The organism is Mesorhizobium sp. M1027 (assembly GCF_040318745.1).
In the GTDB taxonomy this organism is placed as follows: Bacteria; Pseudomonadota; Alphaproteobacteria; order Rhizobiales; family Rhizobiaceae; genus Mesorhizobium.
The window spans coordinates 123,292-144,828 of the sequence record NZ_JAMYMW010000008.1 but is presented as its reverse complement, the minus strand read 5'-3'; the positions used below and the strand labels follow the sequence as shown (position 1 = coordinate 144,828).

Sequence of the window (21,537 nt, the reverse complement as noted above, 5' to 3'; positions counted from 1 at the left end):
GCAGCAAAAGCCCAGACGGTTCGGCCAAGGTGATGTCGCAACCGAGCCCGACGGAAATGTCTCGCCTCGCGATCAGGTCGGGAGCGAAGCGGACGGGTGCCCTGAAGACATGGCGGATAGTGGCCTGCAAATGCGGCTGGAACAAGCCCCGCGTCGAAAACAGGGCCACTTCAGGTTGCGTTTCAGGCGGCATGCCGCGACCGCCGGCGCTTTTGCCCCGGAGCCGGCGAACCGCCTCCGGGGCTTATGGTCATGTGGCCTAAACAGTCAGGCGGCCTGCAAACCCGGCAGCGACAGGTCGACTTCCTCCGGTAAGTCGCCGGCCATGGCGGCGGCGAACTTCGTCTGATCGAGTTCTCCTTCCCAGCGTGCCACCACGACCGTCGCCACCGCATTGCCGATGAAGTTGGTCAGCGCCCGGCATTCCGACATGAAGCGGTCGACGCCGAGGATCAGCGCCATGCCGGCGACCGGCACGGTGGGGACGACCGAAAGCGTCGCCGCCAGGGTGATGAAGCCGGCGCCGGTGATGCCGGCGGCACCCTTGGAGCTCAGCATGGCGACCGCAAGCAGCAGGATCTGGTCGCCATAGGTGAGTGGCGTGTCGGTCGCCTGCGCGATGAACAGCGCCGCCAGCGTCATATAGATGTTGGTGCCGTCCAGATTGAAGGAATAGCCGGTCGGGATGACCAGGCCGACCACCGAGCGGTTGCAGCCGGCGCGCTCCATCTTGGCCATGAGGCCCGGCAATGCCGCTTCCGAGGACGAGGTGCCGAGCACCAGCAGCAGCTCCTCCTTGATGTAGCGGATCAGCGCCAGGATCGAGAAGCCGTTGTAGCGGGCAACCGCGCCGAGCACCACCAGCACGAACAGCAACGCGGTCAGGTAGAATGTGCCGATCAGCATGGCCAGGTTGGCGATCGAGCCGATGCCGTATTTGCCGATGGTGAAGGCCATGGCGCCAAACGCGCCGATCGGCGCGGCCTTCATCAGGATGGCGACGAGGCGGAAGATCGGCGTGGTCAGCGCCTGCAGGAAATCGACGACCGGACGGCCGCGATCGCCGACCAGCGCCAGGGCGACACCGAACAGCACCGAGAAGAACAGCACCTGCAAAATGTCGCCTTGCGCGAAGGCGCCGGTGATGGTGTCGGGGATGATGTTCATCAGGAAGCCGACGATGGTCGTGTCGTGCGCCTTCTCGGCATAGGCCGTCACCTTGGCGGTATCGAGCGTGGCCGGATTGATGTGCATGCCAGCGCCGGGCTGGACGACATTGGAGACGACCAGGCCGACGACCAGCGCCAGCGTCGAGAACACCAGGAAATAGATCATCGCCTTGCCGGCGACGCGGCCGACCTTCTGCAGGTCGGAAACGCCGGCGATACCGGTCGCCACGGTCAGGAAGATCACCGGCGCGATCACCATCTTCACCAGCTTGATGAAGGCGTCGCCGAACGGCTTCATCGCCTCGCCGGTTTCAGGATAGAAATGGCCGAGCAGCACGCCGGCGGCAATCGCCGCCAGCACCTGCACATAAAGATGCCGGTATAAGGGAAGTTTGCCGCGCGGCTCGGCGGCAGCGATTGCTGTCTGCATGACGTCCTCCATGGCGCCCCGATCGAAAAGCTCGACTCCCCGGGGCAGTTGTTTTGACCAGCAGCCTCGCGACTGCTGAATTCGCGGTTGCAACAGCCGTGCCAGATACGCAGAAGAGTTATTCATCATTGATTTTATTGAGCATTCACAAACGTCCGCACTGCCGGACGCATGGTCAAGTGCGACTCTCCGCATAGGTTGAATTGTGTTTTGTGCGAGTTCATGCACAAATGGGCGATGCTGCAACGCCCCGCCGGTGCCTTGTCTTCGACGCCCGAGCAACTCGCCAGGCGGGCGCGCCGAGCCTGGCTGCTGTTTGCGGCCGTCGCGCTTTTGATCGTCACGGCAGCGCTCTACGGCGCCGGCCTTTACGGCCGCACCGCCGAGATCGGGACCTTGGCGGCGCAGGGGCGTACCGACGCCAATCTGAAGGTCGCGCTGCTGCGCGCCGTGCTCGAAAGCCCGCGCGCCCTGCCCCTGCTTTTGTCCGCAGATCAGCAGGTACGTGATGCGCTGTCGCAGAAAAACGCCGCGGCAATAGATGTGCTGAACCGCAAGCTCGAGGGGCTGGTCTCCGGCACCAAGGCGTCGGTGCTCTATGTGATCGGCGCCGACGGACTGGCGATCGCCTCCAGCAACTGGCGCGAGCCGATCAGCTTCGTCGGCAACGACTACCGTTTTCGCGATTATTTCTCCGGCGCGATGCAGGCCGGAACCGCCGAATATTTTGCGCTCGGCAATGTCAGCAAGCGTCCCGGCCTCTACATTTCGCGGCGCGTCGGCGATGCCGCCGCACCGCTCGGCGTCGTCGTCGTCAAGATGGAGTTCGACCAGCTCGAAGCCGACTGGCGCGAGGCCAACCGCCCGGCCTATGTCAGCGACGAGAATGGCGTCGTGCTGATCACCAGCGTGCCGTCCTGGCGCTTCATGACAACCGCGCCGCTGGCCGCACCCAAGCAAGCCGCAATTCGCGACAGCCAACAGTTCGGCGACGCGCCGCTTGTGCCGTTGCCGATCATGCACGCGCAGGCGCTCAGCCCGGATGTGTCGATCGTCCACGCGGTGACGCCCGGCGGCAGCGACGCGCAGTATCTCAGCCTTTCGACGCCGGTTCCTTCGACCCCCTGGCGGCTCGACTACCTGATCCCGGCTGAAGCGCCGATCGCCGCTGCCGTCCGCGAAATGCGGCTTCTGGCACTGGGTGTCGTCGTGCCGCTGCTCGGCCTGGCCGCGTATCTGTTGTGGCGCCGGCAGTCGGCGCAGATGCGGATTGCCGCCGAACAGGCGGCGCGCACCGAACTCGAACGCCGCGTCGTCGAACGCACCGAGGATCTGAGCCGAGCCCGCGACCGGTTGCAGGCCGAGATCACCGGCCACCGCAACACGGAGGCAAAGCTCCAGGTGGTGCAGCAGGACCTGGTCCAGGCCAACCGCCTCGCCATCCTCGGCCAGGTCGCCGCCGGCGTCGCTCACGAGATCAACCAGCCGGTCGCCACCATCCGTGCCTACGCCGACAACGCCCGCACCTTCCTCGACCGCAAGCAGACTGGGCCGGCCGAGGAAAACCTCGGCGCCATTGCAGCCCTTACCGAACGCATCGGCTCAATCACCGAGGAGTTGAAGGCATTTGCCCGCAAGGGCCGCACCGCCGCCGAGCCTGTCGAATTGCGCGGCGTCATCGAGGGCGCCGTCATGCTGTTGAGAAGCCGCTTTGCCGGCCGGCTCGACGCATTGGTCGTCGACCTGCCGCTGCCGAGCCTCAAGGTCATGGGCAATCGGGTGCGGCTCGAACAGGTGCTGATCAATCTCTTCCAGAACGCGCTGGAGGCGCTCGACGGCCGCGACGACGCTCATGTGCAGGTCTCGGTCGAAGAGACCGCGGACGGCGTGACGATCAGCGTATCCGACAACGGACCCGGCATTCCGCCGGCGATCCTCAAATCGCTGTTCACGCCGTTCAACACCTCCAAGGAAAAAGGCCTTGGCCTCGGCCTCGTCATCTCCAAGGACATCGTCGCCGACTATGGCGGACGCATCGAGGTTTCGAGCGGCGACAGCGGCACCCGCTTCACCATTCATCTCCAGAAAGCAGCGTAAGCCATCATGACGAACGACAATTCCGCACCGGTGGTCCTGATCGATGACGATCGCGATCTCCTCAAGGCCACCGCGCAGACGCTGGAGCTTGCCGGCTTCTCGGTCTCGGCCTTTGCGGTGGCGGCCGAGGCGCTGGCCTGGCTCGACGCCGGTTTTGCCGGGGTCGTGGTGTCGGATATCCGCATGCCGGAGATCGACGGCTTGCAGCTTTTCAATCGCATTCTGCGGCTGGATGCCGACATTCCCGTCATCCTCGTCACCGGCCACGGCGACATCGCCATGGCCGTCAAGGCGATCAAGGATGGCGCCTACGACTTCATCACCAAACCTTTCGCCGCCGACCGGCTGGTGCAGAGCGTGCGCCGCGCAGCGGAAAAGCGCCGCCTGGTGATGGAGAACCGCGCCTTGCGCGAGGCGGCCGGAGAGGCGCAGGACGGCCTGCCGCTGATCGGCCAGACGCCGGCGATGGACAGGCTGCGCCGCACGCTGCGCCAGATCGCCGATACCGACGTCGACGTGCTGGTGACCGGCGAGACCGGCTCCGGCAAGGAGGTGGTAGCAAGTCTTCTGCATCGCTGGAGCCGCCGCGCCAAGGGCAATTTCGTCGCGCTGAATTGCGGCACGCTGCCGGAGACGGTCATCGAGAGCGAGTTGTTCGGCCATGAGGCCGGCGCCTTCACCGGCGCGCAGAAGAAACGGATCGGCCGCATCGAGCACGCCAGCGGCGGCACGCTGTTCCTCGACGAGATCGAAAGCATGCCGGTCTCGACACAGGTGCAGATGCTGCGCGTGCTGGAGATGCGCGAGGTCACGCCGCTCGGCACCAACGAGGTGCGGCCGGTGGATCTGCGCGTCGTCGCCGCCGCCAAGGTCGACCTCGGCGATCCGCGCCAGCGTGGCGCTTTCCGCGAGGATCTCTATTACCGGCTCAACGTGGTGACGATCTCGATCCCGCCGCTGCGCGAGCGCCGCGACGATGTCGCCCTGCTGTTCTTCTATTTCGCCGAGCGCGCCGCCGCCCGCTTCCACCGCCCTGTGCCGGCAGTGCCGGCGACGGTGCATCGCCATCTGAGCGACCATGACTGGCCGGGCAATGTGCGCGAACTGGCGCATTTCGCCGAGCGGTTCGTGCTTGGATTGGAGGAAGGCGCCGAAGCACAACCCCCTGCCCCGACCCAATCGAACGCCGCCATGAAGCTGCCGGAGCGGCTGGAGCGCTACGAGGCCGACATCATTCGCGAGACGCTTGGCCGCAACGACGGCGACGTCAGGCGCACGATCGAGGCGCTGGGAATTCCGCGCAAGACCTTCTACGACAAGCTCCAGCGCCACGGCATCGTGCGCAGCGATTTTTCCCGGTAATCGCCGGCGGCCTCGACCGGCGGCTCGGTTACTTGGCGTCGTGGAAGATGATGCCCACAGTGTGGCGCATGCCGGAGCGTAGCCGGCTGACGCCATGCCTGAGGTTGACGCGGTAATTGCCCTTGCTGCCCTGGACCGGACGATTGTGGACCGCGAAGGCGACCGCATCGCCCTGGCGCAGCGGCACCACCTCGACGCGGCTCTGCATGCGCGGACGCTGCTCGGTCAGCACGAACTCGCCGCCGGTGAAATCCTTGCCTGGTTCCGACAATAGGATCGCCACCTGCAGCGGGAAGGCAAGAGCGCCGTAGAGATCCTGGTGCAGGCAGTTGAAGTCGCCGGGGACATATTGCAGCAGGAGCGGCGTCGGCCGCGTCTGGCCCTGCTCGTGGCATTGCTCGAGGAACGCCGCGTGTTCGTCGGGATAGCGCTGCGCGATACCCATGCGCGCGTTCCAGTCGTTGGCAACCGCGGCCAGGCGCGGATAGAGCGCGGTGCGCAAGCCGCCGATCAAGTCGGGCAAGGGATAGCGGAAATAGCGGTACTCGCCCTTGCCGAAACCATGCCGCGCCATGTGCACATGGCTGCGGAAATGGCTCTCGTCCGGATAGAGCCCGGCGATATGCCGGCACTCCTGCGGCGTCAGCAGCTTTTCCATCACCGCGCAGCCATAGCCGCTCAGCTCATCGGCCAGCGTCCGCCAATCATATCCGGCAACGCGCACCTCCGCCGATTTCACCGCCGCTTTCGCGCCTATCGAATGGATGGTCATGGCTTCGCCTCCTGTGGCTTCTCTGTCAATTGAAATGGGTGAAGCGGCCCGCGCAGACCACCCGTTTCTTGCCGGGTGAGCCTTGCGGGACGGGACGTCATTCAATTTCCGATTTCGTGGTCATGGGCTAAACTTGTTCCACTCAACGGGACCACCACCTCATGATCGTCCAGACCTGCATCAATGGCGCGCGCAGCGCCGATTTCCACCCCCGACTGCCGCTTGATCCCGAAGCCATTGCGCGAGACGGCACGGCCTGCGTGGCCGCAGGTGCGGCCGAGTTGCATGTCCATGCACGCGGGCTCGATGGCCGCGAAAGCCTTGCCCCTGACGCAATGGACCCGACCGTGCTGGCGCTGCGCCGCGCCTGCCCGGGAACGCTGATCGGCGTCTCCACCGGCGCCTGGATCGAGAGCGACGACGAGCGCACGCTTGCCGCGATCGCCCGCTGGAGCGAGCTGCCCGACTATGCCTCGGTCAATCTCAGCGAGAATGCAGCACCGGCAGTCATGGGCCGTCTGCGCCAGCGCGGCATTGGCATCGAGGCGGGGCTTGCCTCCGTAGCCGACGCCGAACGCCTGGTGAGCCTCGACCATGGCAACCGCGTGCTGCGCATCCTGATCGAAATCTCCGAGCAGGAGCCGGACGCTGCGCTTGAGATCAGCGACGATATCGCCGCCGTGCTCGACGGCGCCGGAATGCGCCGGGCAATCCTGCTGCACGGCGCCGACGCCACGGTCTGGCCTTTCGTGCACCGGGCGGCGGAACGCCGTTGGTCGACGCGCGTCGGACTGGAAGACGGCAAGGAGCTTCCTGATGGAACAGTAGCACCCGGTAACGCTGCGCTGACAGCGGCAGCCGTCGCTATCTTCGAGACCAGTCGTTAGCACGGGGAAAGCGTCGATGGCCGCCGATCCCCCTCTTCAGGGGGGAGATAGCAAGTTTTGGCAAATAGGCAGGTCTAAGTCGGCGAACTCAAGCGTGGCAGCACGCTAATGTCAGTAAAATCTATCTAAAACTTTACATATTAATTAAACCAGCAATTAATCAGCACATCAACGACCCCGTATGTTAGTGCTCTCCCGCACCGGGGACCATTTTTATGAAAATCATTCCGCAGAATGATCACGCCGCGCCGCGCCGGATTCAACAGTATACATCGATACAGATCCTGCGGGGGCTGGCAGCCCTCATGGTTGTTACCTATCATCTTCCGGGCGCACTGGGCATGCTCGACCTGCGTATTCCCGTTCTGAACAGTGGCGTCGACTTGTTTTTCGTCATCAGTGGTTTTGTCATGGTTCTCTCGACGGAGAACAGACGCTCAGACCACCGTGCTTTTTTGATGCAGCGGTTCACGCGCGTCGTTCCGTTCTATTGGGTTATGACCTTCCTCATGGTCGCCGCACTTTGGTTGTTTGCCGATCGTGCAGTGTCTCTTGAGCAGATCACCAATAGCCTGCTTTTCATACCCTATCTCGATACGGTCACAGGCTATGTCCAACCGGTGCTGGGCGTGGGTTGGACGCTCAATCTGGAAATCCTGTTTTACATTCTGTTCGCGGCGACTATGCGTGTCGGCACGCTGACGCAAATGGCCATGGTCGGCGTTGTCTTTGCAATCGCCGTAGCGGCGCGCATCGTCTTCAAACCCGCCGCCGACACTGTGCTGTTTTTCTATACCACGCCAATCCTGTTTGAGTTCCTTGCCGGCATGGCGCTCGGCCACCTGGTCGGCAGACTGGCGCGTTTGCCTACCGTCCTGGGTGTCTCGGCGCTCGTGTTCGCCATCGTGTCCATGCTGGTGATGGTACTTGGCTTCAACTTGCCGCGAACCCTTGCTCAGGGAATCCCGGCCTTGATCCTTGTCGCCGGTTGCATCAGCCTGGAAAACTACTTCCGGCTTTTTGCTCCTCGCCTGCTGGCAAGGTTGGGCGATGCCTCCTACTCTCTCTATCTGACGCATCCTATCGTGCTGCTTGCGACCGCTCCTGTCGTTGCAAGCGTCAGCGTATCACCATGGCTTGCTGGCATGGTTATTGTCACCGCCTGCATTGCCGTCTCCCTGGCCAGCTACAGTTTTGTTGAAAAGCCGATTTTGGCCATTTCGCGGATGAGCCTTTCCGCCCGTCACGTGAAGGCATGAACTGCGGCTGCGCTCCGCGGAACCACGCTGTCTCGCCAACCTTAGACCGGCGGCGCTGAACCTTCAAAAGATCCGGAAACAAAAACCCGCCTCGGGAGGATGGGTCGTTGGAGCCAAATTGGCACCATATCCAAATTAATAGCATAGCTGCCGGCACAAAGCAAGAACAAAATGTGGCGTCCTCGACGAAACTGCCGACAGGCATAGGGGCACCGCGCACGACATGCCTCTTGCCATTGTTAAAAATCTCTCATAACGTATTTTCATATCCGAAAGAAAATCCGACCGTTTATTTCCCTTTATGAAAGCCTGAGCGTTTGCGCGAACATCTCGATCAGACCGACCGGCGACTGGTCAAGCTGCTGTCGCAGGACGCGCAGCTTGGCGTCAACCGCCTCGCCGAGAAGATGGCGATCTCGGTGCCGACGGTGCGCATGCGGCTGCGCAACCTGCTCGACCGCAACCTGCTCAAGATCGTCGGGCTGCTCAACCTCACCGAACGCCCCGAGCTGATCTCGGCGATCGTCGGCATCAATGCGCAGGGACGCGGCCGCGCCCGGGAACTGGCGCAGCGCATCTCCGAACTGCCTTTCGTGAACTCGGCAGCCGTCGTCACCGGACGCTTCGACATCATCGTCGACGTGACTGTGGCCGGTGATGTCGCCGATCTCTACCGCGTCACCAGCGAGCTGATCCCCGGCGCCGGTGAGCCGGGCGAAGTCGTGCGCAGCGAGACCTTCGTCGTCATGGCCTCCTGCAACAAATGGGTCAGCCTGCCGGAAGGCTGCTGGTCGGACGAGCCGCGGAAGGAAATGGCATGAAGATCGCGGTTCTCGGCGGCCTCGGCCTGCAAGGCCGGGCGGCGATCGCCGATCTCGTTGCCAGTGACGGCGTCGAGCAAGTGGTCTGTGTCGACACCGCAACCGACGGCGCTGCGCGGCTTGGCGGCCTGACCGACCTTGCCCGGGTGCGTTTCGTCGTGCCGGAGGACGCGATCGGCCCAGCATTGGCCGATGTGATGAAGGACGTCGACGCGGTCATCGACCTGTTGCCGCAACCGCTGATGCGCGAGGCGGTGCAGGCGGCGATCGCGACGCGCACGCCGCTGGTCACCACCAATTACGGCAAGGCCATCGCCGATCTCGCGCCGGAGGCCGAAAAGGCCGGCGTCTCGATCGTCACCGAATGCGGGCTCGACCCCGGCATCGACCTTGTGCTCTACGCGCGCGCCGCAAGCCAGTTCGACACCATCACCGCGATCGATTCCTACTGCGGCGGCATTCCCGAGCCGAAAGCGGTGGTCGAGCCGCTGCGCTACAAGGTGAGCTGGAATTTCGACATGGTTCTGGTCAGCCAGAACCGCGACAGTGTGCTGGTCGAGAATGGCGAACGGGTCGATGTGCCGGCCGCCCGCCAGCACGACAATCGCTTCATCCACGAGATCGAGGTGGCGGGGCTGGGCAGGCTGGAAGCCTTCCCCAATGGCGACGCGCCGCATTATGCCGGCATGCTTGCCGCCGCAAAGGGGCTGCAGCGCTCCGGCCGATATTCGCTGCGCTGGCTTGGCTGGTCGGCGTTCTGGGCGCCGCTGAAGCAGCTCGGCTTCCTGTCCGAGGAAAAGGTATCCGGCACCGGTGTCAGCCCACGCGAATTCCTCGGCCGGCTGCTTGGCCCGCAACTGCAATATGGCGCGGACGAAAAGGACCTTTGCGTCATGCGCAACGTGTTTGTCGGCAGCGAAGGCGGCCGCCGCAAGACGGTGACCTCGGAGCTGGTCATCGAACGCGACCTCGCCTCCGGCCTGTTCGGCATGAGCCTTGGCGTCGGCTATCCCGCCAGCATCGTGGCGCAGATGCTGGCACGGCGCGAGATCGCCACGCCCGGCCTGCTCAACCCACTGCTGCATGTGCCCGATGGCCGCTTCCTCGACGAGCTGGCCAGGCGCGGCATCAAGGTCGCCGAAACGGTGAGCTGGGATTGAAGATTTTCGAACGGTGGTTGCCGCCGGCAACGGCGCTGCCGCTCAAAAAGCACCCGATGGGGTGAAACAACAAGTGGAACAACAAACGACAACAAGGAGGAATGCCCAAATGAAGATTGCCAAGCTTTTCATCGCCGGACTTGCGCTCGTCGGCCTCACCGCTGCCGCCAGTGCCGGAACCCTCGACGAGATTACCAAGCGCGGTGAGTTGCGCGTTGCGGTGCAGACGCAAGGCCCGCCCTTTTCGCTGGTGGGTGCTGCCGGCGAACGCACCGGCAGTTCGGTCGAACTCGCCGAACTGATGGCCAAGGAAATGGGCGTCAAGATCACCTTCCTCGACTTCGACTGGGACGGCCTGATCCCGGCGCTGCTGTCGGGCAAGGCCGATCTTCTGGTCGCCGACATGACGCCGACGCTGGCGCGCGGCATGAAGGTCGCCTTTACCAAGCCTTACATGTACACGGGCAGCACCGTCTTCACCAAGGCTGGGACCGCCTTCAAGTCCACCGAGGACTGCAAGGCCAAAGGCACCAAGATCGCGGTGCTGCTCGGCGCCACCGGCGAGAAGGAAGCCAAGGCCGCCTTCCCCGATGCCGACATCAAGAGCTACAAGGGCGGCGGCCCGCTGCTGCTCGACGCCGTCAATAACGGCCAGGCCGATTGCGGCGTCAACGACGTCTCGGCGGTCAAGGGGCAGTCGACCGCTTACCCAGCCGGCAGCTTCACCATCATGCCGGATATGCTGTCGAAGGAGCCGCTGGCCTTCGCCACGCGCTATGACGAGCAGGACCTGCTGGTCTGGATGAACCTGTTCCTCGACCAGGTCAGCCTCGACGGCCGCCTGCAAAAGAACCTCGATTACTGGGTCAATTCCGACGCCTGGAAAAAAGACCACTAACGGATAGGGAGTAGGGAGTAGGAAGTAGAAATAGGGAGCATGGAGTGGCTGATGGCCATTCCGGACACCTTCACTACTCACTACTGCCTACTCACTACTGCCCACTCACCATGCTCGAAAACTTCAGCTTCCGCACCATCGTCCAATATCTGCCCCTGTTCGGGCAGGGCCTCGTCACGACCGTGTGGCTGTCTGTCCTGTCCTTTGCCGGCGCGCTCGCCGTCGGCATCGTGCTCGCCGCGATGAATTTGCAGCGCGGCCGGCTGTTCCGCGTCCCGGCCAAGGCCTATATCGACGCGGTGCGCGCCACGCCCTTACTGGCGCAGCTCTATTTCCTCTATTTCGGCCTGCCGCGGCTCGGCTTTATCCTGCCCGAGTTCGTCGTCGGCATCCTCGCTTTGTCGCTGAACAGCGGCGCCTATGTCGCCGAGATCATCCGTGCCGGCATCCTGTCGATCCCGCGCGGCCAGGTCGAGGCCGGCGTCGCTTCGGGCATGACCTATGTCCAGCGCATGCGTCTCGTCATCCTGCCGCAGGCGTTCAAGGTGACGATCCCGCCGCTGCTCGGCCAGGCGATCGTGCTGGTCAAGGATTCCGCCCTGTTGTCGCTGATCTCGGTTGCCGAGCTGACGCGCGCCGGACAATTGCTCGCCTCCGACCGCTTCATGCCGGCGGAAGGTTTCATCACCATCGCCGCTCTACCTCCTGCTCTATTACGGGCTGAAGGGGCTGGCGGCGCTCTCCGGGCGCTGGCTCGGCCTCGCGGGGGCACGGACATGATCTGGCAGCAGCTGCAAAGCATCGCCGGCAGCTACCCCCTCGCCTTGCGCGGCCTCGGCATGACCGTGGTGCTGTCGCTGATCGGCTTGGTGCTGGGCACGCTGCTCGGCTTCGGCCTCGGCATCCTGCGCACCGGCGGCAACCGGCTGATCAGCGGCGCGATCGGCGCTTGGGTCGACTTGATCCGCGGCACACCGTTCCTGGTGCAGATCTTCCTGATCTTCTTCATCCTGCCGGAACTCGGCATCGAGCTCGACGCCTTCACCGCCGGCATCATCGCGCTGACCAATCTGGCCGCCTGCTTCATCTGCGAGATCGTCGTCGCCGGCATCCGCTCGGTGCCGACCGGCCAGGTCGAGGCGGCGCTGGCGTCCGGCCTGTCGCGCTGGCAGCGCATGCGCCAGGTGGTGCTGCCGCAGGCGATGCGCATCGTGCTGCCGCCGCTGGTCGGGCAATATGTGCTGCTGATCAAGGATTCCTCGGTCGTCTCGGCCATCGGCCTGACCGACCTCACCCGCGTCGGCTGGCTGGTGGTGCAGCGTGTACCCAATGGGCTGCTGGTCTTCTTCCTCGTCGGGCTCGGTTACTTCATCGTCTGCTACCCCCTGATCATGCTGGCCCGCCGGCTGGAGCAACGCATGGGCGCGGCGCATGGCGAGGTGCAGTTGTGATGTCGAACCTTAGCAAAAATGGCACTGGCATGATCGAATTTCGCGGCGTCAACAAATGGTTCGGCCAGCTCAACGTGCTCAGGGATATCACGCTGAGCGTCGAGCCGCGCGAAGTGGTCGTCGTCTGCGGCCCGAGCGGCTCGGGCAAGAGCACCCTGATCCGCTGCATCAACGGGCTGGAGACGATCCGCGACGGCGACCTGACGGTCGACGGCCAGCGCCTCGGCGACGCCGCCACCAACATGACGCGGCTGCGCACCGAGATCGGCTTCGTCTTCCAGTCGTTCAACCTCTATCCGCACAAGACGGCGCTCGAGAACGTCACGCTGGCGCCGATCCATGTCCGCAAGATCCCGCGCGCCGAGGCCGAAATGGCCGGGCGCGAATTGCTCGCCAAGGTCGGTCTTGCCGACAAGATCAACGCCTATCCCGCGCAGCTCTCAGGCGGCCAGCAGCAGCGCGTGGCGATCGCGCGCTGCCTCGGCATGCGCCCCAAGGTCATGCTGTTCGACGAGCCGACCTCGGCCCTCGATCCCGAGATGATCTCCGAAGTGCTCGACGTCATGGTCGCAGTGGCCGAGGAAGGCATGACCATGATGGTGGTGACGCACGAGATGGGCTTTGCCCGCAAGGTCGCGCAGCGCGTCGTGTTCATGGACGCCGGCGCCATCGTCGAAAGCGGCACCCCGGACGAGTTCTTCTCCAACCCGAAGACCGACCGCAGCCGCGCTTTTCTGAGCAAGATCCTGCGGCATTAGGGTCAACTCAGTCAGTTCGCTGCCACCGATGGCCGGGACGGGTGGGACGCGGACGGTGCTGCGCGTTCCGCGAACAAGGTTGGCGTCTCCGGGTTGCATCGGTTAGGAAGTTAGGCATCCATCGTGAGAGAAACGTCCGGGATGGCCATGCAAGAAAGAGCCGAATCAAAGAAATCAGTCCGCAGGCGGGCCGACGAAATCAAACAGTTTCGCTGCAAGAACCTGATTGCCGTGCTTGAGAATCCGACTGATGTGAAGAATATTGGAACGGTGATCCGGAATGTGAACGCCTTGGGTGTCGAAAAGGTTTATGTCGTCGATCCTCGCCGATCTCTGCCCGACGATTGGCAGGATTTGCGCGATCGGAAATCGGTTTCGAAGACCTCTGTCTCTGCCGTGAAATGGACGTTCGTAAGACGCTTCGACAGCACCGATGAGTGCTTCGGCCATCTCGAAAGAAAGGGATTCAAATCGATCGTCACGTCGCCGCACGTGAAAGGCAAGGCCAGCATTTTCCTTCACGAAGGCGACTACACCACTCACAGCAAACTCGCGGTCTGGTTCGGCAGCGAAGCGATGGGTATCAGCGATCTTGCCGTCGAAAGAAGCGACATGTGCGTCTGCGTTCCGATGTTCGGAATGATCGAAAGCCTTAACCTCGGGACAAGCTCGGGGATCGTCTTGTACGAAGTCGCGAAGCAAAGACGTGAATATCAAAGCAAGTTCAGGAAGCGTGATCAAAGGGGGGAGCGATCAACCCCATTGCCGACCGTAATCACTCCAAAGACCTAGCCAGGCTCCAACTCATCAGCTGGCTGCCGCCGGTGGCCGAGATGGGTGGGAAGCGGACGGTGCGATTTCTAAGACATCCAGTGTGCTATTACGCTTCGCCATGGACATCGACGATATTCGAAATCGAGCGCAAGGCGTCGCCAAAGGTGGGGTCACGGCAGAAGAGCTAGAGTTCGCGCGCGCCATCCTGCTGAAGCGTCGAGGCGACATGGGGTCAGCTCTGTACATTGTGGGCTTATGTGGAAGCGTGTCCGATGCTGCGCTAATCGAGAGCTATCTCCACGGGCCGGAACGAGACGTGCAAGGCGAAACTGCATTGACAGCGCTGTGCCGTTATCTCCGCCTTATTGATCGCTATCGATCGCTTATACGCGAACTGATCATGTCGCCGACCGATATCGGATGGAGCAACAGTCGGATGGCTGCTATCCATCTCGCGCCCATCTATTTGAACGGCTTCAGAGACGATGAACTGGGCTGCCAATTGGTTGCGATATTCTGTGATCCAGACGATCCGGAGCAGTTGTCGGCTCGCGGTGCGCTGATCGAAATTTTAGCTTTAAGGAGCGAACTTAGAGATCCTTTTGGGCTGCATGTGGAAAACGGCGACATGGATGCTGGCTACATCATAAAACTGGCGCGTCAGCGCTTCGGCTGCGGACGCAACGTGCAGTAGCCGCATAGGGCGGAAAGCCCGTTAGTTTTCGATGACAAAGGTGTCGTCTGTGTCTTGGTAGACGAACAACTCATGCGCAGCGACACCTCTGTATGAACGGTAAGCCCAGTTCCGTCGGAGAAAAGAACGGAGATCCCAAACCCGGTTCTCTCCTTTCAATGGAGCGGACCGACTTGCCAATCATTCGGTCTTCGAAGGGTTGCACAGCACTCTTCTCTTTGACATCAATGGGTTTCGGCATGGGCCCTGAGCTCTGCCCTCTTCTCATCCGAGGCAACGGCGAGGTCGAGCACCTTCTGCAATTCGGCAGCATGCCGGAACGACGGTTCGGGCTGGACGCCGTTGCGCACCGCATCGACGAAGCGCTGGTAGTTGGTCTGCACCGTTCCGGCGTCCAGAACCTGCCATTTGGCGTTCTCGATGTCCTCGCCGATGCACGCTTTCAGCTCCGAGCTGGTCAGATTGTGCACGACTTCGATGCCACCCTTGTCGCCGTAGATGCGCAGGCGGAGTTCGTTGAGGTGGCCCGTCGCCCAGCGGCTGGCATGAACGACACCGAACGCGCCATTGCTGAAATCCAGCGCCATGGTGAAACTGTCGTTGGCGTCGAGCTCGTACTCGCCGATCCGGTTTTCGGGCGCCTTGTCGAAGGACCGCAGGCGGCAGAACACGTGATCGATGTCGAGCGCCGCGCCATAGCTGGCGAAATCGAGGATGTGGATACCGACGTCGCCCAGCACGCCGTTGGAGCCATGGCCGCGCGACAGCCGCCACAGCCATTTCGAATCGGTGCGCCAGTCGCCCCAGAATTTGGACACCAGCCAGCTCTGCAGATAGGACGCCTCGACATGCCTGACCGTGCCGATGTCGCCGGCCAGCACCATGGCGCGCGCTCTCTGCAGCGGCGCGACATTGCGATAGGTCAGGTTGACCATGTTGATGATGCCGGCCCGCTCGGCGGCAGCGGCCATCTCACTGGCTTTCTCGAAGTTTTCGGCCAGCGGTTTCTCGCACAGCACCGGCTTGCCCGCCGCGATCAGCATCATGGTGGTCGGATGGTGGATGCGATCGGGCGTCACGTTCGCGACCGCGTCGAACTTGCCCCATGCCAGCGCCTCGTCCAGCGACGCGAACCGGTTGGGGATACCGTAGATGTCCGAAAACTTGTCGACACGCATACGGTCGAGATCGACGGCGCCGATCAGTTCGACGCCCTCGATCTTGCCGAACTGCCTGGCGTGCTCCTCCGCCATCCAACCGGTGCCGAGTATCAAGAGGCGCATGATTCTTATCCTTAGGACAGGGCTTTATCTTCTTGTTCGATCATGGATTTGGTCTAGCGAAAGCCGGCTTCGCCCGCGGAATGAAGTTTTCCGCCGCGCTCGACGATCGGCTCGAGCGCCTTTTCCACCGGCACGTTCGGCGCATCGAGGATGGCCGGATTGGAGCCTTGGGGGTTGTGCGCCCATCTCACCGCATTGCGCAGCACCTTGTGGACGTTGGCGTCGTGATAGGTCGGATAGGTCTCGTGGCCGGGCCTGAAATAGAAGATGTTACCGGCGCCGCGGCGATAGGTCAGCCCCGACCGGAACACTTCGCCGCCCTGGAACCAGGAGATGAACACGGTCTCGAGCGGCTCCGGCACGGCGAACTGCTCGCCATACATCTCCTCGTTCTCGAGCTCGAAATACTCGCCGATCCCGGCAGCAATAGGGTGGTTGGGGCTGGTCACCCAAAGCCGTTCGCGCTCGCCCGCCTCGCGCCATTTCAGCGTGCAGGGCGTGCCCATCAGCTTCTTGAAGATTTTCGAGAAATGGCCGGAATGGAGAACGATCAGCCCCATGCCTTCCCAGACGCGGCGCGCCACGCGCTCGACCACTTCGTCGGCGACGGCGCCATGGTCCTTGTGCCCCCACCACAGCAAGACATCGGTCTCGGCCAGACGGTCGGCCGGCAGCCCATGCTCCTTCTGCTCCAGCGTCGCCCACGACACCGAAATCTCCGGGTCGAGCTTCAGCGCATTGGCGATCGTCGCGTGCATGCCCTCAGGATAGATGCCGGCGACCACCTCATTGGTCCGCTCATGGATATTCTCGCCCCAGACGACAGCGCGTATTGTCATGATGTCCTCGTGATTGTTTGAAGCTGCAGCCGCCCCGGCCGGTCATTCATAATATCCTCGGCCGGGAATGAAAACCTCGAGATTGGCCCAAACGTCCCCAGCGTCGTCATCCCAGGGCGAAGCAGGAGCGAAGCGACGTCGCGAAGACCCTGGGATCCATGCCGTGACTTCTACGCGCTGCGACGGTGCAGAACCTCGATGCAGGAGGGATAAGAGGTGAAAGGATTGCGACAGAACGGCGTCAAATCTGCATCGTTGCATTCTTCGGCTGATGCAACGGCATGGATCCCAGGGTCTGCGCTTCCGCTTCGCGTCCGCTCCGCCCTGGGATGACGAAGCCGTAAAGGACCGCCGCGAACCTAAGCCCCTCGCCCCTCTTGGGCGACGCGTGTCAGCGGCTTCGACAGGCGCGGCACGACGACAAGGCGCTTGATCTTGCCTTTCTTGTAGGCGGCGAGGAAGCGGGCATAGTCCTTGAAGACGACGCAGCCATTGGATTCGGCGCGCCCGCCGCGCAGCATGTAGGTGTGGGCGAGCAGGCCGTCGCGGCCATATTTGTTGCTGCCGCTGGCCGGCGTCAGACGGATCGCCTCGACACCGTGGAAGCGCGATTCGCGCATCGTCAGATTGTAGGTGTCCGGCGGCGTCGGGCCGACATTCTTCTTGTGGACGTAGCGTGGCTGGTCGACCATCGCGCCCAGTCCCGAATGTGCCTCCAGCCGCGAGCCGTCGGGCATATAGACGGTCTTGGCCGAGATGTCGTAGACGGCGACGCCAGTACCCATGTTGGGCGTGGTGAACAGGTTCCTGAAGGCTCCGCCGAGTCCACCGGAAGGCATGTCGGGCTTGGCATAGGCCAGCATGTCGCCGCCCTGGGTCTTCGACCGTTTGCCCGGCTTGCCCGACACCGCCGGCACTGCCGCTTGTGACGAATTGCGAGGCGACAGGCTGCCGGGTTGCGTCTCGACCGGCGGAGCGTCGGCCGTCTGCACCTTGCTCGCCTTGGCAGTCCTGGAGGCCTGCGCCTTGGGCGGCTCCGTTTTCGATGCCTGATCCTTTTGCGCCTGGGCCTTTGGCGCCTGGTCTTTTGGCGCCTGATCTCTTGATGCTTGAGCCCGCGGCGCCTCGGCCGGCTTATCGATGTCCGCCCGCGGACGCAGCGTCGGCAGCGGAATGCTGTCGGGCATGTCGTCTTGCGGCGGCAGCGAGGTCAGCTGGATCTCGGGTTCTTGCGGCTCTCGTGAAGCTGCGGGCTCGCTTGCCGCGGCGGGTGCCGGGAGCACGTCGATCATCTGCTCCGGCAACGTATTCGCCAGCGCCAGTGCCAGGCGCGACGAGCGTTCGATCTCCGCCACCGCCGGCCCGAAGCGCACCGACGCCGGGCCGTTCGGGTCGGGTATGCGTACCGGCTCGGCGAACCGGGCGTCGGCCGGCAGGCTTGCGAGCATGACGGGTGAGCCGGCACGGGCAAAGGCGGCGGCAAGCTTTTGCGGCGACAGCCCTGCTTTGGCTACCACGTCGTCGAAGCTCGATTGCCGCGATGCATCGGCGACAAGCGGCACGGTATTGCGCTTGAGACGCGCCGATTTTCCCTGGTGAACGAAGTTCGACGCCGACCGCAGGCAGTTGGCATCGCACCCGTGCTGCAGCAGCTTGGCCGACAGCGCCGCGTTTGCTGCGGCCCACGTCGGGGCCTGCGCCTTTGCAAGGCTGCGGCGAGGATCGGCGAGCGCGATGGTGCGCGGCGCGAGCAGGCTTTGCGGGAGACCGTTGGAAGCGGCGCTGAGCGAGGTTCCCACTGAATAAAGGCCGGCCAAGGTCGCCACCGACCATAAAGCAATGGCTGCGCCGACGGCCGGAACCGCGACCCAGCGCAGGCCGGGCCTCATCGAAGTCAATCCAGTTGCAGGACTGTCACCCCGGGTTTTCGCACTTACAAACGCCATTCAACCACTCTCAATCGGCCGATGCCGGCTAGCGGATTTCGCAGCCGTGACATTCACAGTTCGCCTGGTGCCCCCAGCACGCTTTGCGTCTGTTGCCGATTGATTCAAAAGATGGACAAAGTTGGTTAACCAATCCCTCTACCGACCGCCGATTGGGCGACGGTCACACCGAAAAACGCCCTCCAAAACCTGCATAGTTGGCAAAACTGCCCTCCAATGATGACTTTGCTGCCCGTTTTTGTCGGCCGAGTCAAGAAAGCGAAATGACTAGACCTTGCTGGGCGGAGTCGGCCATGGCTGCCAAAGTGAAGCCGGGCCGACCAGAATCTTGCGGCCGGCAGCCGCCGCCATCAAGCCCCGGCAATCGGTCAAACCGGCGATTATCGACCTGGCACTTGTCGACCTGCCACTCGGGCGAATGAACGTTAACATCTGAGAATTCGGGATAGCGGCAAGATGTTTGCCGCACAGCAGCTGAATGTCGCCAAGTGCCGGAGCGGGATATCCAACACCTAGGCCACAGCCACCACTATGTGAGCCTGGATTTTGGCAGCAACCTCGCCGCTGCCATGCCTGTCTGCAATGGCGGCTGCGGCGTAGTCGGTTGCAGCGTCCAGTTTTCCCGCCTCTCTGGTCTCGATTTCATTGCGAAGGAGAGTGCCCTGGCAATAAGCAACGGCCGGAGCGCGGGGCGAGGAGGCACGGCTTTGTTCGGCTCTCGTCTCGATCACCACACCGGAAAAACCTGCGTCCTCCACCTCGCTACGGATCAGTGCCGTATCGTGGTAGCCATGCGGCGTGCGTGCCAGAAAGCGCGGCGGATCGTTCGGAAAAATCCTTGCGAGAGCGTTCGTCACATCGTCGGCAAACACGTTCTCCTCGATGCGATCCCATACGCTGAATAGAAAATGTCCTCCGGGCTTCAGGACTCGCCGGGCTTCGCGGTAGGCAGATGAGCGGTTGGGAAAGAACATCGCGCCGAACTGACAACAAACGAGATCGAAGGCCGCATTTTCAAACGGTAGCGCCAGAGCATCCGCCTGACGCCATTTGATGCGATCGTCGGGAGCTTGCCGCGAAGCAGCGTAGTCGAGCATCGGCTGGTTGAGGTCGGTTACGACATAGCTTGCACCGGGCGACAGTTTTGGCGCCAATGCGCGGGTGACAACGCCGGTGCCCGCGGCGGTTTCCAAAACGGCGCTTGGCGACAAGGACGCTGCCCGTCGTGCAAGATCTGCGGCGAACGGCTCGAAAATTAACGGCACCATATAGCGGTCGTAGTTTTCCGGAATTGAGCCGGCGAATACCTTGTCCGTTTCCAACATTGCTATCCCCGCCGTCCGTTTGATGGCTCGTCAGCATAGCATGGAATTGTTTGCTATTCGGTCGCATTCGACCGGGAGGCGGTTCGCTCCCGGAAGCTCCGAAACGCCGTGCTGCAATTACCTGCATATGTGCTAATGTATTGTGGTCATGCGCATTGGTGCGTGGCCAATATAATGGGAGGATGCCATGAAAACCCTAAATCGCAGGTCTGCAATTGCGCTCGGCGTGACGGCGGCAGCGGTAACGCCTTTGTTCACGCTGGCGGCTGCTGCAAAGGTCAAGAAATACGGCCCGAAGGAAGGCAAGGAGATAGCCCCCGGCGTCAGGGTGGTCGAGGTCGGCACCGGCAATTCCGACATCCCCGCCTATAAGAGCATCTCAATTGTCGATGTGGTCTTCCAGCCGGGAGCAGCCGCCCCTGCAATGGTGATGGACAACGACATGGTGTGCACCATTGCCGCCGGTGAATTCACGATCAAGAAAGCCGACAAGGAATTCAAGCTCAAGGAAGGTGACGTATATACCTGCTCCAAGGGCAAGACCGACGCGGCAGCCAACACCAGCAAGGTGGTCGGCATCCACCGCATCGCCGTCTTGATACCTGCCTAGCGCATGCCGACGAAAACCGGCCCGCGTCCTTTTCGGAGCGCGGGCCTTTTGATGACGTGCGTGGCCTAGAGCGGTTCATCGTTTCACCGCTTCGACCCGGTCGACTTCGTCCAAGTGTGGTGAGGCTCATGCTGTTCATGGTTTTTCCGCCCGATTTTTACGTATGAGCGGTTCTCCCTCCGACCGCTTTGAAAGGGTGCGATTATATTAGAGATCGCGCAAGTTTCTGGCTGACTGCTGGCCGGTATAGGGGCCCGCATTGGCGGATTGGCAATCCGGCAGCGCGCTGGGCGTTTGGGCTTCACGAACCGGCTCGGTGCTCCTCCCGCGCTGCCTCCCAGACCTCGCGCGCCGCGTCTGCGTTCAGCGCCGCAATTCCGAGGCCGACGATCAAATCCGGCCATGCCGAGCGCCATAGGAAGGCAGTTATCAACCCGGCCAGTATGATCGCGATGTTGGCGACGGCGTCGTTGCGGGCCGAAAGGAATGCCGCCCTGGTAAGACTGCCGCTGTGACGGCGGTAGCGCGCCAGCATGTAGGCGCACGACAGGTTGACCGCCAAGGCGCCCAACCCCGCCAGCGTCAGCGCTGCCGGCTGCGGCGGCACCGGCATGTTGAACTTTTCCCACGCGGTCCACAGCGTCGCCAGGCCGGGCACCAGAAGGATAAGCGCCAGCGCCATGCCGACCCGCGAGCGGGCACGCAGCGACCAGCCCATGGCGAGCAGTATCAGGAGATTGACCGAGGCATCTTCCAGAAAATCGACGCTGTCGGCGAACAGCGACACCGAGCCGATCGCCAGCGCCACGGCGAATTCGATGCCGAAGTAACCGAGGTTCAGCAGCGCGACGACAAGCACCACCCGGCGAAGGCCGTCCGACGTAATGGCTTGCTGCATAGTCTGCCCCGATGTGATGGCGTTAATGTTATTGCTGGGCGTCCCGTTCCTCGACCGTCTCGATCTCGCAGGCTTTGAGGCCAGCCTAGGCCGAACATGGCACG

At 62.7% G+C, this 21,537-nt stretch carries 19 protein-coding genes; 12 read left to right on the top strand and 7 right to left on the bottom strand.

All coding sequences use genetic code 11. The features are described 5' to 3' along the window. Positions 1-267: 267 nt before the first annotated feature. Entirely contained in the window at positions 268-1,599 is a 1,332-nt protein-coding gene (locus NKH50_RS16955) for a dicarboxylate/amino acid:cation symporter (protein WP_254819444.1), read from the bottom strand. 237 nt (positions 1,600-1,836) lie between these two features. On the opposite strand from NKH50_RS16955, the gene NKH50_RS16950 reads away from it, so the two are divergent. Further along, the gene (locus NKH50_RS16950) at positions 1,837-3,696 is read left to right on the top strand and encodes a sensor histidine kinase (protein ID WP_352879977.1); all 1,860 of its coding nucleotides are present in this window, start codon (positions 1,837-1,839) and stop codon (positions 3,694-3,696) included. A 6-nt stretch (positions 3,697-3,702) separates the two neighbouring features. After that, the gene (locus NKH50_RS16945; RefSeq protein ID WP_352879975.1) at positions 3,703-5,058 is read left to right on the top strand and encodes a sigma-54-dependent transcriptional regulator; all 1,356 of its coding nucleotides are present in this window, start codon (positions 3,703-3,705) and stop codon (positions 5,056-5,058) included. Positions 5,059-5,086: 28 nt separating this feature from the next. Here the strand turns inward: NKH50_RS16945 and NKH50_RS16940 are convergent, their stop codons facing one another. Beyond that, on the bottom strand, positions 5,087-5,830 hold the full coding sequence (locus NKH50_RS16940) for a 2OG-Fe(II) oxygenase (protein WP_352879973.1): 744 nt from the start codon (positions 5,828-5,830) through the stop codon (positions 5,087-5,089). A 161-nt stretch (positions 5,831-5,991) separates the two neighbouring features. Here NKH50_RS16940 and NKH50_RS16935 point away from each other — a divergent pair, with 161 nt between their 5' ends. From NKH50_RS16935 to NKH50_RS16895, 9 genes are all read left to right on the top strand, one after another. Beyond that, positions 5,992-6,717: a 3-keto-5-aminohexanoate cleavage protein gene (locus NKH50_RS16935; RefSeq protein ID WP_352507121.1), complete on the top strand. Its 726-nt coding sequence runs from the start codon at positions 5,992-5,994 to the stop codon at positions 6,715-6,717. A gap of 215 nt (positions 6,718-6,932) precedes the next feature. Continuing rightward, the gene (locus NKH50_RS16930; RefSeq protein ID WP_352507120.1) at positions 6,933-7,976 is read left to right on the top strand and encodes an acyltransferase family protein; all 1,044 of its coding nucleotides are present in this window, start codon (positions 6,933-6,935) and stop codon (positions 7,974-7,976) included. 317 nt (positions 7,977-8,293) lie between these two features. Continuing rightward, on the top strand, positions 8,294-8,797 hold the full coding sequence (locus NKH50_RS16925) for an Lrp/AsnC family transcriptional regulator (RefSeq protein WP_352507119.1): 504 nt from the start codon (positions 8,294-8,296) through the stop codon (positions 8,795-8,797). Continuing rightward, complete coding sequence (locus NKH50_RS16920) at positions 8,794-9,957, top strand: saccharopine dehydrogenase family protein (protein WP_352507118.1); 1,164 nt, start codon at positions 8,794-8,796, stop codon at positions 9,955-9,957. Before NKH50_RS16925 ends, NKH50_RS16920 begins: the two co-directional genes overlap by 4 nt. A gap of 109 nt (positions 9,958-10,066) precedes the next feature. Next, positions 10,067-10,855 (top strand): ABC transporter substrate-binding protein, encoded by a 789-nt coding sequence (locus NKH50_RS16915; RefSeq protein WP_352507117.1) that lies wholly within the window; start codon positions 10,067-10,069, stop codon positions 10,853-10,855. Between the two features lie 44 nt (positions 10,856-10,899). Next, a complete protein-coding gene (locus NKH50_RS16910) occupies positions 10,900-12,306 on the top strand; it encodes an amino acid ABC transporter permease (RefSeq protein WP_352879969.1) in 1,407 nt (468 codons plus the stop codon). A 29-nt stretch (positions 12,307-12,335) separates the two neighbouring features. Further along, entirely contained in the window at positions 12,336-13,064 is a 729-nt protein-coding gene (locus NKH50_RS16905; RefSeq protein ID WP_352879967.1) for an amino acid ABC transporter ATP-binding protein, read from the top strand. A gap of 141 nt (positions 13,065-13,205) precedes the next feature. Continuing rightward, a complete protein-coding gene (locus tag NKH50_RS16900; protein ID WP_352879965.1) occupies positions 13,206-13,856 on the top strand; it encodes a TrmH family RNA methyltransferase in 651 nt (216 codons plus the stop codon). A 100-nt stretch (positions 13,857-13,956) separates the two neighbouring features. Then, complete coding sequence (locus NKH50_RS16895) at positions 13,957-14,532, top strand: hypothetical protein (protein WP_352879963.1); 576 nt, start codon at positions 13,957-13,959, stop codon at positions 14,530-14,532. A gap of 224 nt (positions 14,533-14,756) precedes the next feature. Here the strand turns inward: NKH50_RS16895 and NKH50_RS16890 are convergent, their stop codons facing one another. The 4 genes from NKH50_RS16890 to NKH50_RS16875 all read right to left on the bottom strand — a co-directional run bounded on the left by NKH50_RS16890 (position 14,757) and on the right by NKH50_RS16875 (position 19,925). Beyond that, positions 14,757-15,815, bottom strand: coding sequence for a Gfo/Idh/MocA family protein (locus NKH50_RS16890; protein WP_352879961.1), 1,059 nt, complete (start codon positions 15,813-15,815; stop codon positions 14,757-14,759). A gap of 53 nt (positions 15,816-15,868) precedes the next feature. Further along, complete coding sequence (locus tag NKH50_RS16885; RefSeq protein ID WP_352489914.1) at positions 15,869-16,654, bottom strand: ThuA domain-containing protein; 786 nt, start codon at positions 16,652-16,654, stop codon at positions 15,869-15,871. Positions 16,655-17,013: 359 nt separating this feature from the next. Next, positions 17,014-18,543: a tlde1 domain-containing protein gene (locus tag NKH50_RS16880; RefSeq protein ID WP_352879958.1), complete on the bottom strand. Its 1,530-nt coding sequence runs from the start codon at positions 18,541-18,543 to the stop codon at positions 17,014-17,016. Positions 18,544-19,112: 569 nt separating this feature from the next. Next, on the bottom strand, positions 19,113-19,925 hold the full coding sequence (locus NKH50_RS16875; RefSeq protein ID WP_352879956.1) for a class I SAM-dependent methyltransferase: 813 nt from the start codon (positions 19,923-19,925) through the stop codon (positions 19,113-19,115). A 187-nt stretch (positions 19,926-20,112) separates the two neighbouring features. On the opposite strand from NKH50_RS16875, the gene NKH50_RS16870 reads away from it, so the two are divergent. Beyond that, on the top strand, positions 20,113-20,535 hold the full coding sequence (locus NKH50_RS16870) for a hypothetical protein (protein WP_352507110.1): 423 nt from the start codon (positions 20,113-20,115) through the stop codon (positions 20,533-20,535). Between the two features lie 301 nt (positions 20,536-20,836). On the opposite strand, the gene NKH50_RS16865 is transcribed toward NKH50_RS16870, so the two are convergent. After that, the gene (locus NKH50_RS16865; RefSeq protein ID WP_352507109.1) at positions 20,837-21,433 is read right to left on the bottom strand and encodes a cation efflux transmembrane domain-containing protein; all 597 of its coding nucleotides are present in this window, start codon (positions 21,431-21,433) and stop codon (positions 20,837-20,839) included. Positions 21,434-21,537 lie beyond the last annotated feature (104 nt).

Excerpts from the sequence above, each read along its gene's own strand:
- NKH50_RS16945 (WP_352879975.1), top strand. The coding sequence starts at position 3,703 with ATGACGAACGACAATTCCGCACCGGTGGTCCTGATCGATGACGATCGC.
- NKH50_RS16900 (WP_352879965.1), top strand. The coding sequence starts at position 13,206 with ATGGCCATGCAAGAAAGAGCCGAATCAAAGAAATCAGTCCGCAGGCGG.
- NKH50_RS16920 (WP_352507118.1), top strand. The coding sequence starts at position 8,794 with ATGAAGATCGCGGTTCTCGGCGGCCTCGGCCTGCAAGGCCGGGCGGCG.
- NKH50_RS16950 (WP_352879977.1), top strand. The coding sequence starts at position 1,837 with ATGCTGCAACGCCCCGCCGGTGCCTTGTCTTCGACGCCCGAGCAACTC.
- NKH50_RS16905 (WP_352879967.1), top strand. The coding sequence starts at position 12,336 with ATGATCGAATTTCGCGGCGTCAACAAATGGTTCGGCCAGCTCAACGTG.
- NKH50_RS16940 (WP_352879973.1), bottom strand. The coding sequence starts at position 5,830 with ATGACCATCCATTCGATAGGCGCGAAAGCGGCGGTGAAATCGGCGGAG.
- NKH50_RS16915 (WP_352507117.1), top strand. The coding sequence starts at position 10,067 with ATGAAGATTGCCAAGCTTTTCATCGCCGGACTTGCGCTCGTCGGCCTC.
- NKH50_RS16870 (WP_352507110.1), top strand. The coding sequence starts at position 20,113 with ATGAAAACCCTAAATCGCAGGTCTGCAATTGCGCTCGGCGTGACGGCG.
- NKH50_RS16890 (WP_352879961.1), bottom strand. The coding sequence starts at position 15,815 with ATGCGCCTCTTGATACTCGGCACCGGTTGGATGGCGGAGGAGCACGCC.
- NKH50_RS16880 (WP_352879958.1), bottom strand. The coding sequence starts at position 18,543 with ATGAGGCCCGGCCTGCGCTGGGTCGCGGTTCCGGCCGTCGGCGCAGCC.
- NKH50_RS16930 (WP_352507120.1), top strand. The coding sequence starts at position 6,933 with ATGAAAATCATTCCGCAGAATGATCACGCCGCGCCGCGCCGGATTCAA.
- NKH50_RS16895 (WP_352879963.1), top strand. The coding sequence starts at position 13,957 with ATGGACATCGACGATATTCGAAATCGAGCGCAAGGCGTCGCCAAAGGT.
- NKH50_RS16935 (WP_352507121.1), top strand. The coding sequence starts at position 5,992 with ATGATCGTCCAGACCTGCATCAATGGCGCGCGCAGCGCCGATTTCCAC.
- NKH50_RS16875 (WP_352879956.1), bottom strand. The coding sequence starts at position 19,925 with ATGTTGGAAACGGACAAGGTATTCGCCGGCTCAATTCCGGAAAACTAC.
- NKH50_RS16885 (WP_352489914.1), bottom strand. The coding sequence starts at position 16,654 with ATGACAATACGCGCTGTCGTCTGGGGCGAGAATATCCATGAGCGGACC.
- NKH50_RS16865 (WP_352507109.1), bottom strand. The coding sequence starts at position 21,433 with ATGCAGCAAGCCATTACGTCGGACGGCCTTCGCCGGGTGGTGCTTGTC.
- NKH50_RS16955 (WP_254819444.1), bottom strand. The coding sequence starts at position 1,599 with ATGCAGACAGCAATCGCTGCCGCCGAGCCGCGCGGCAAACTTCCCTTA.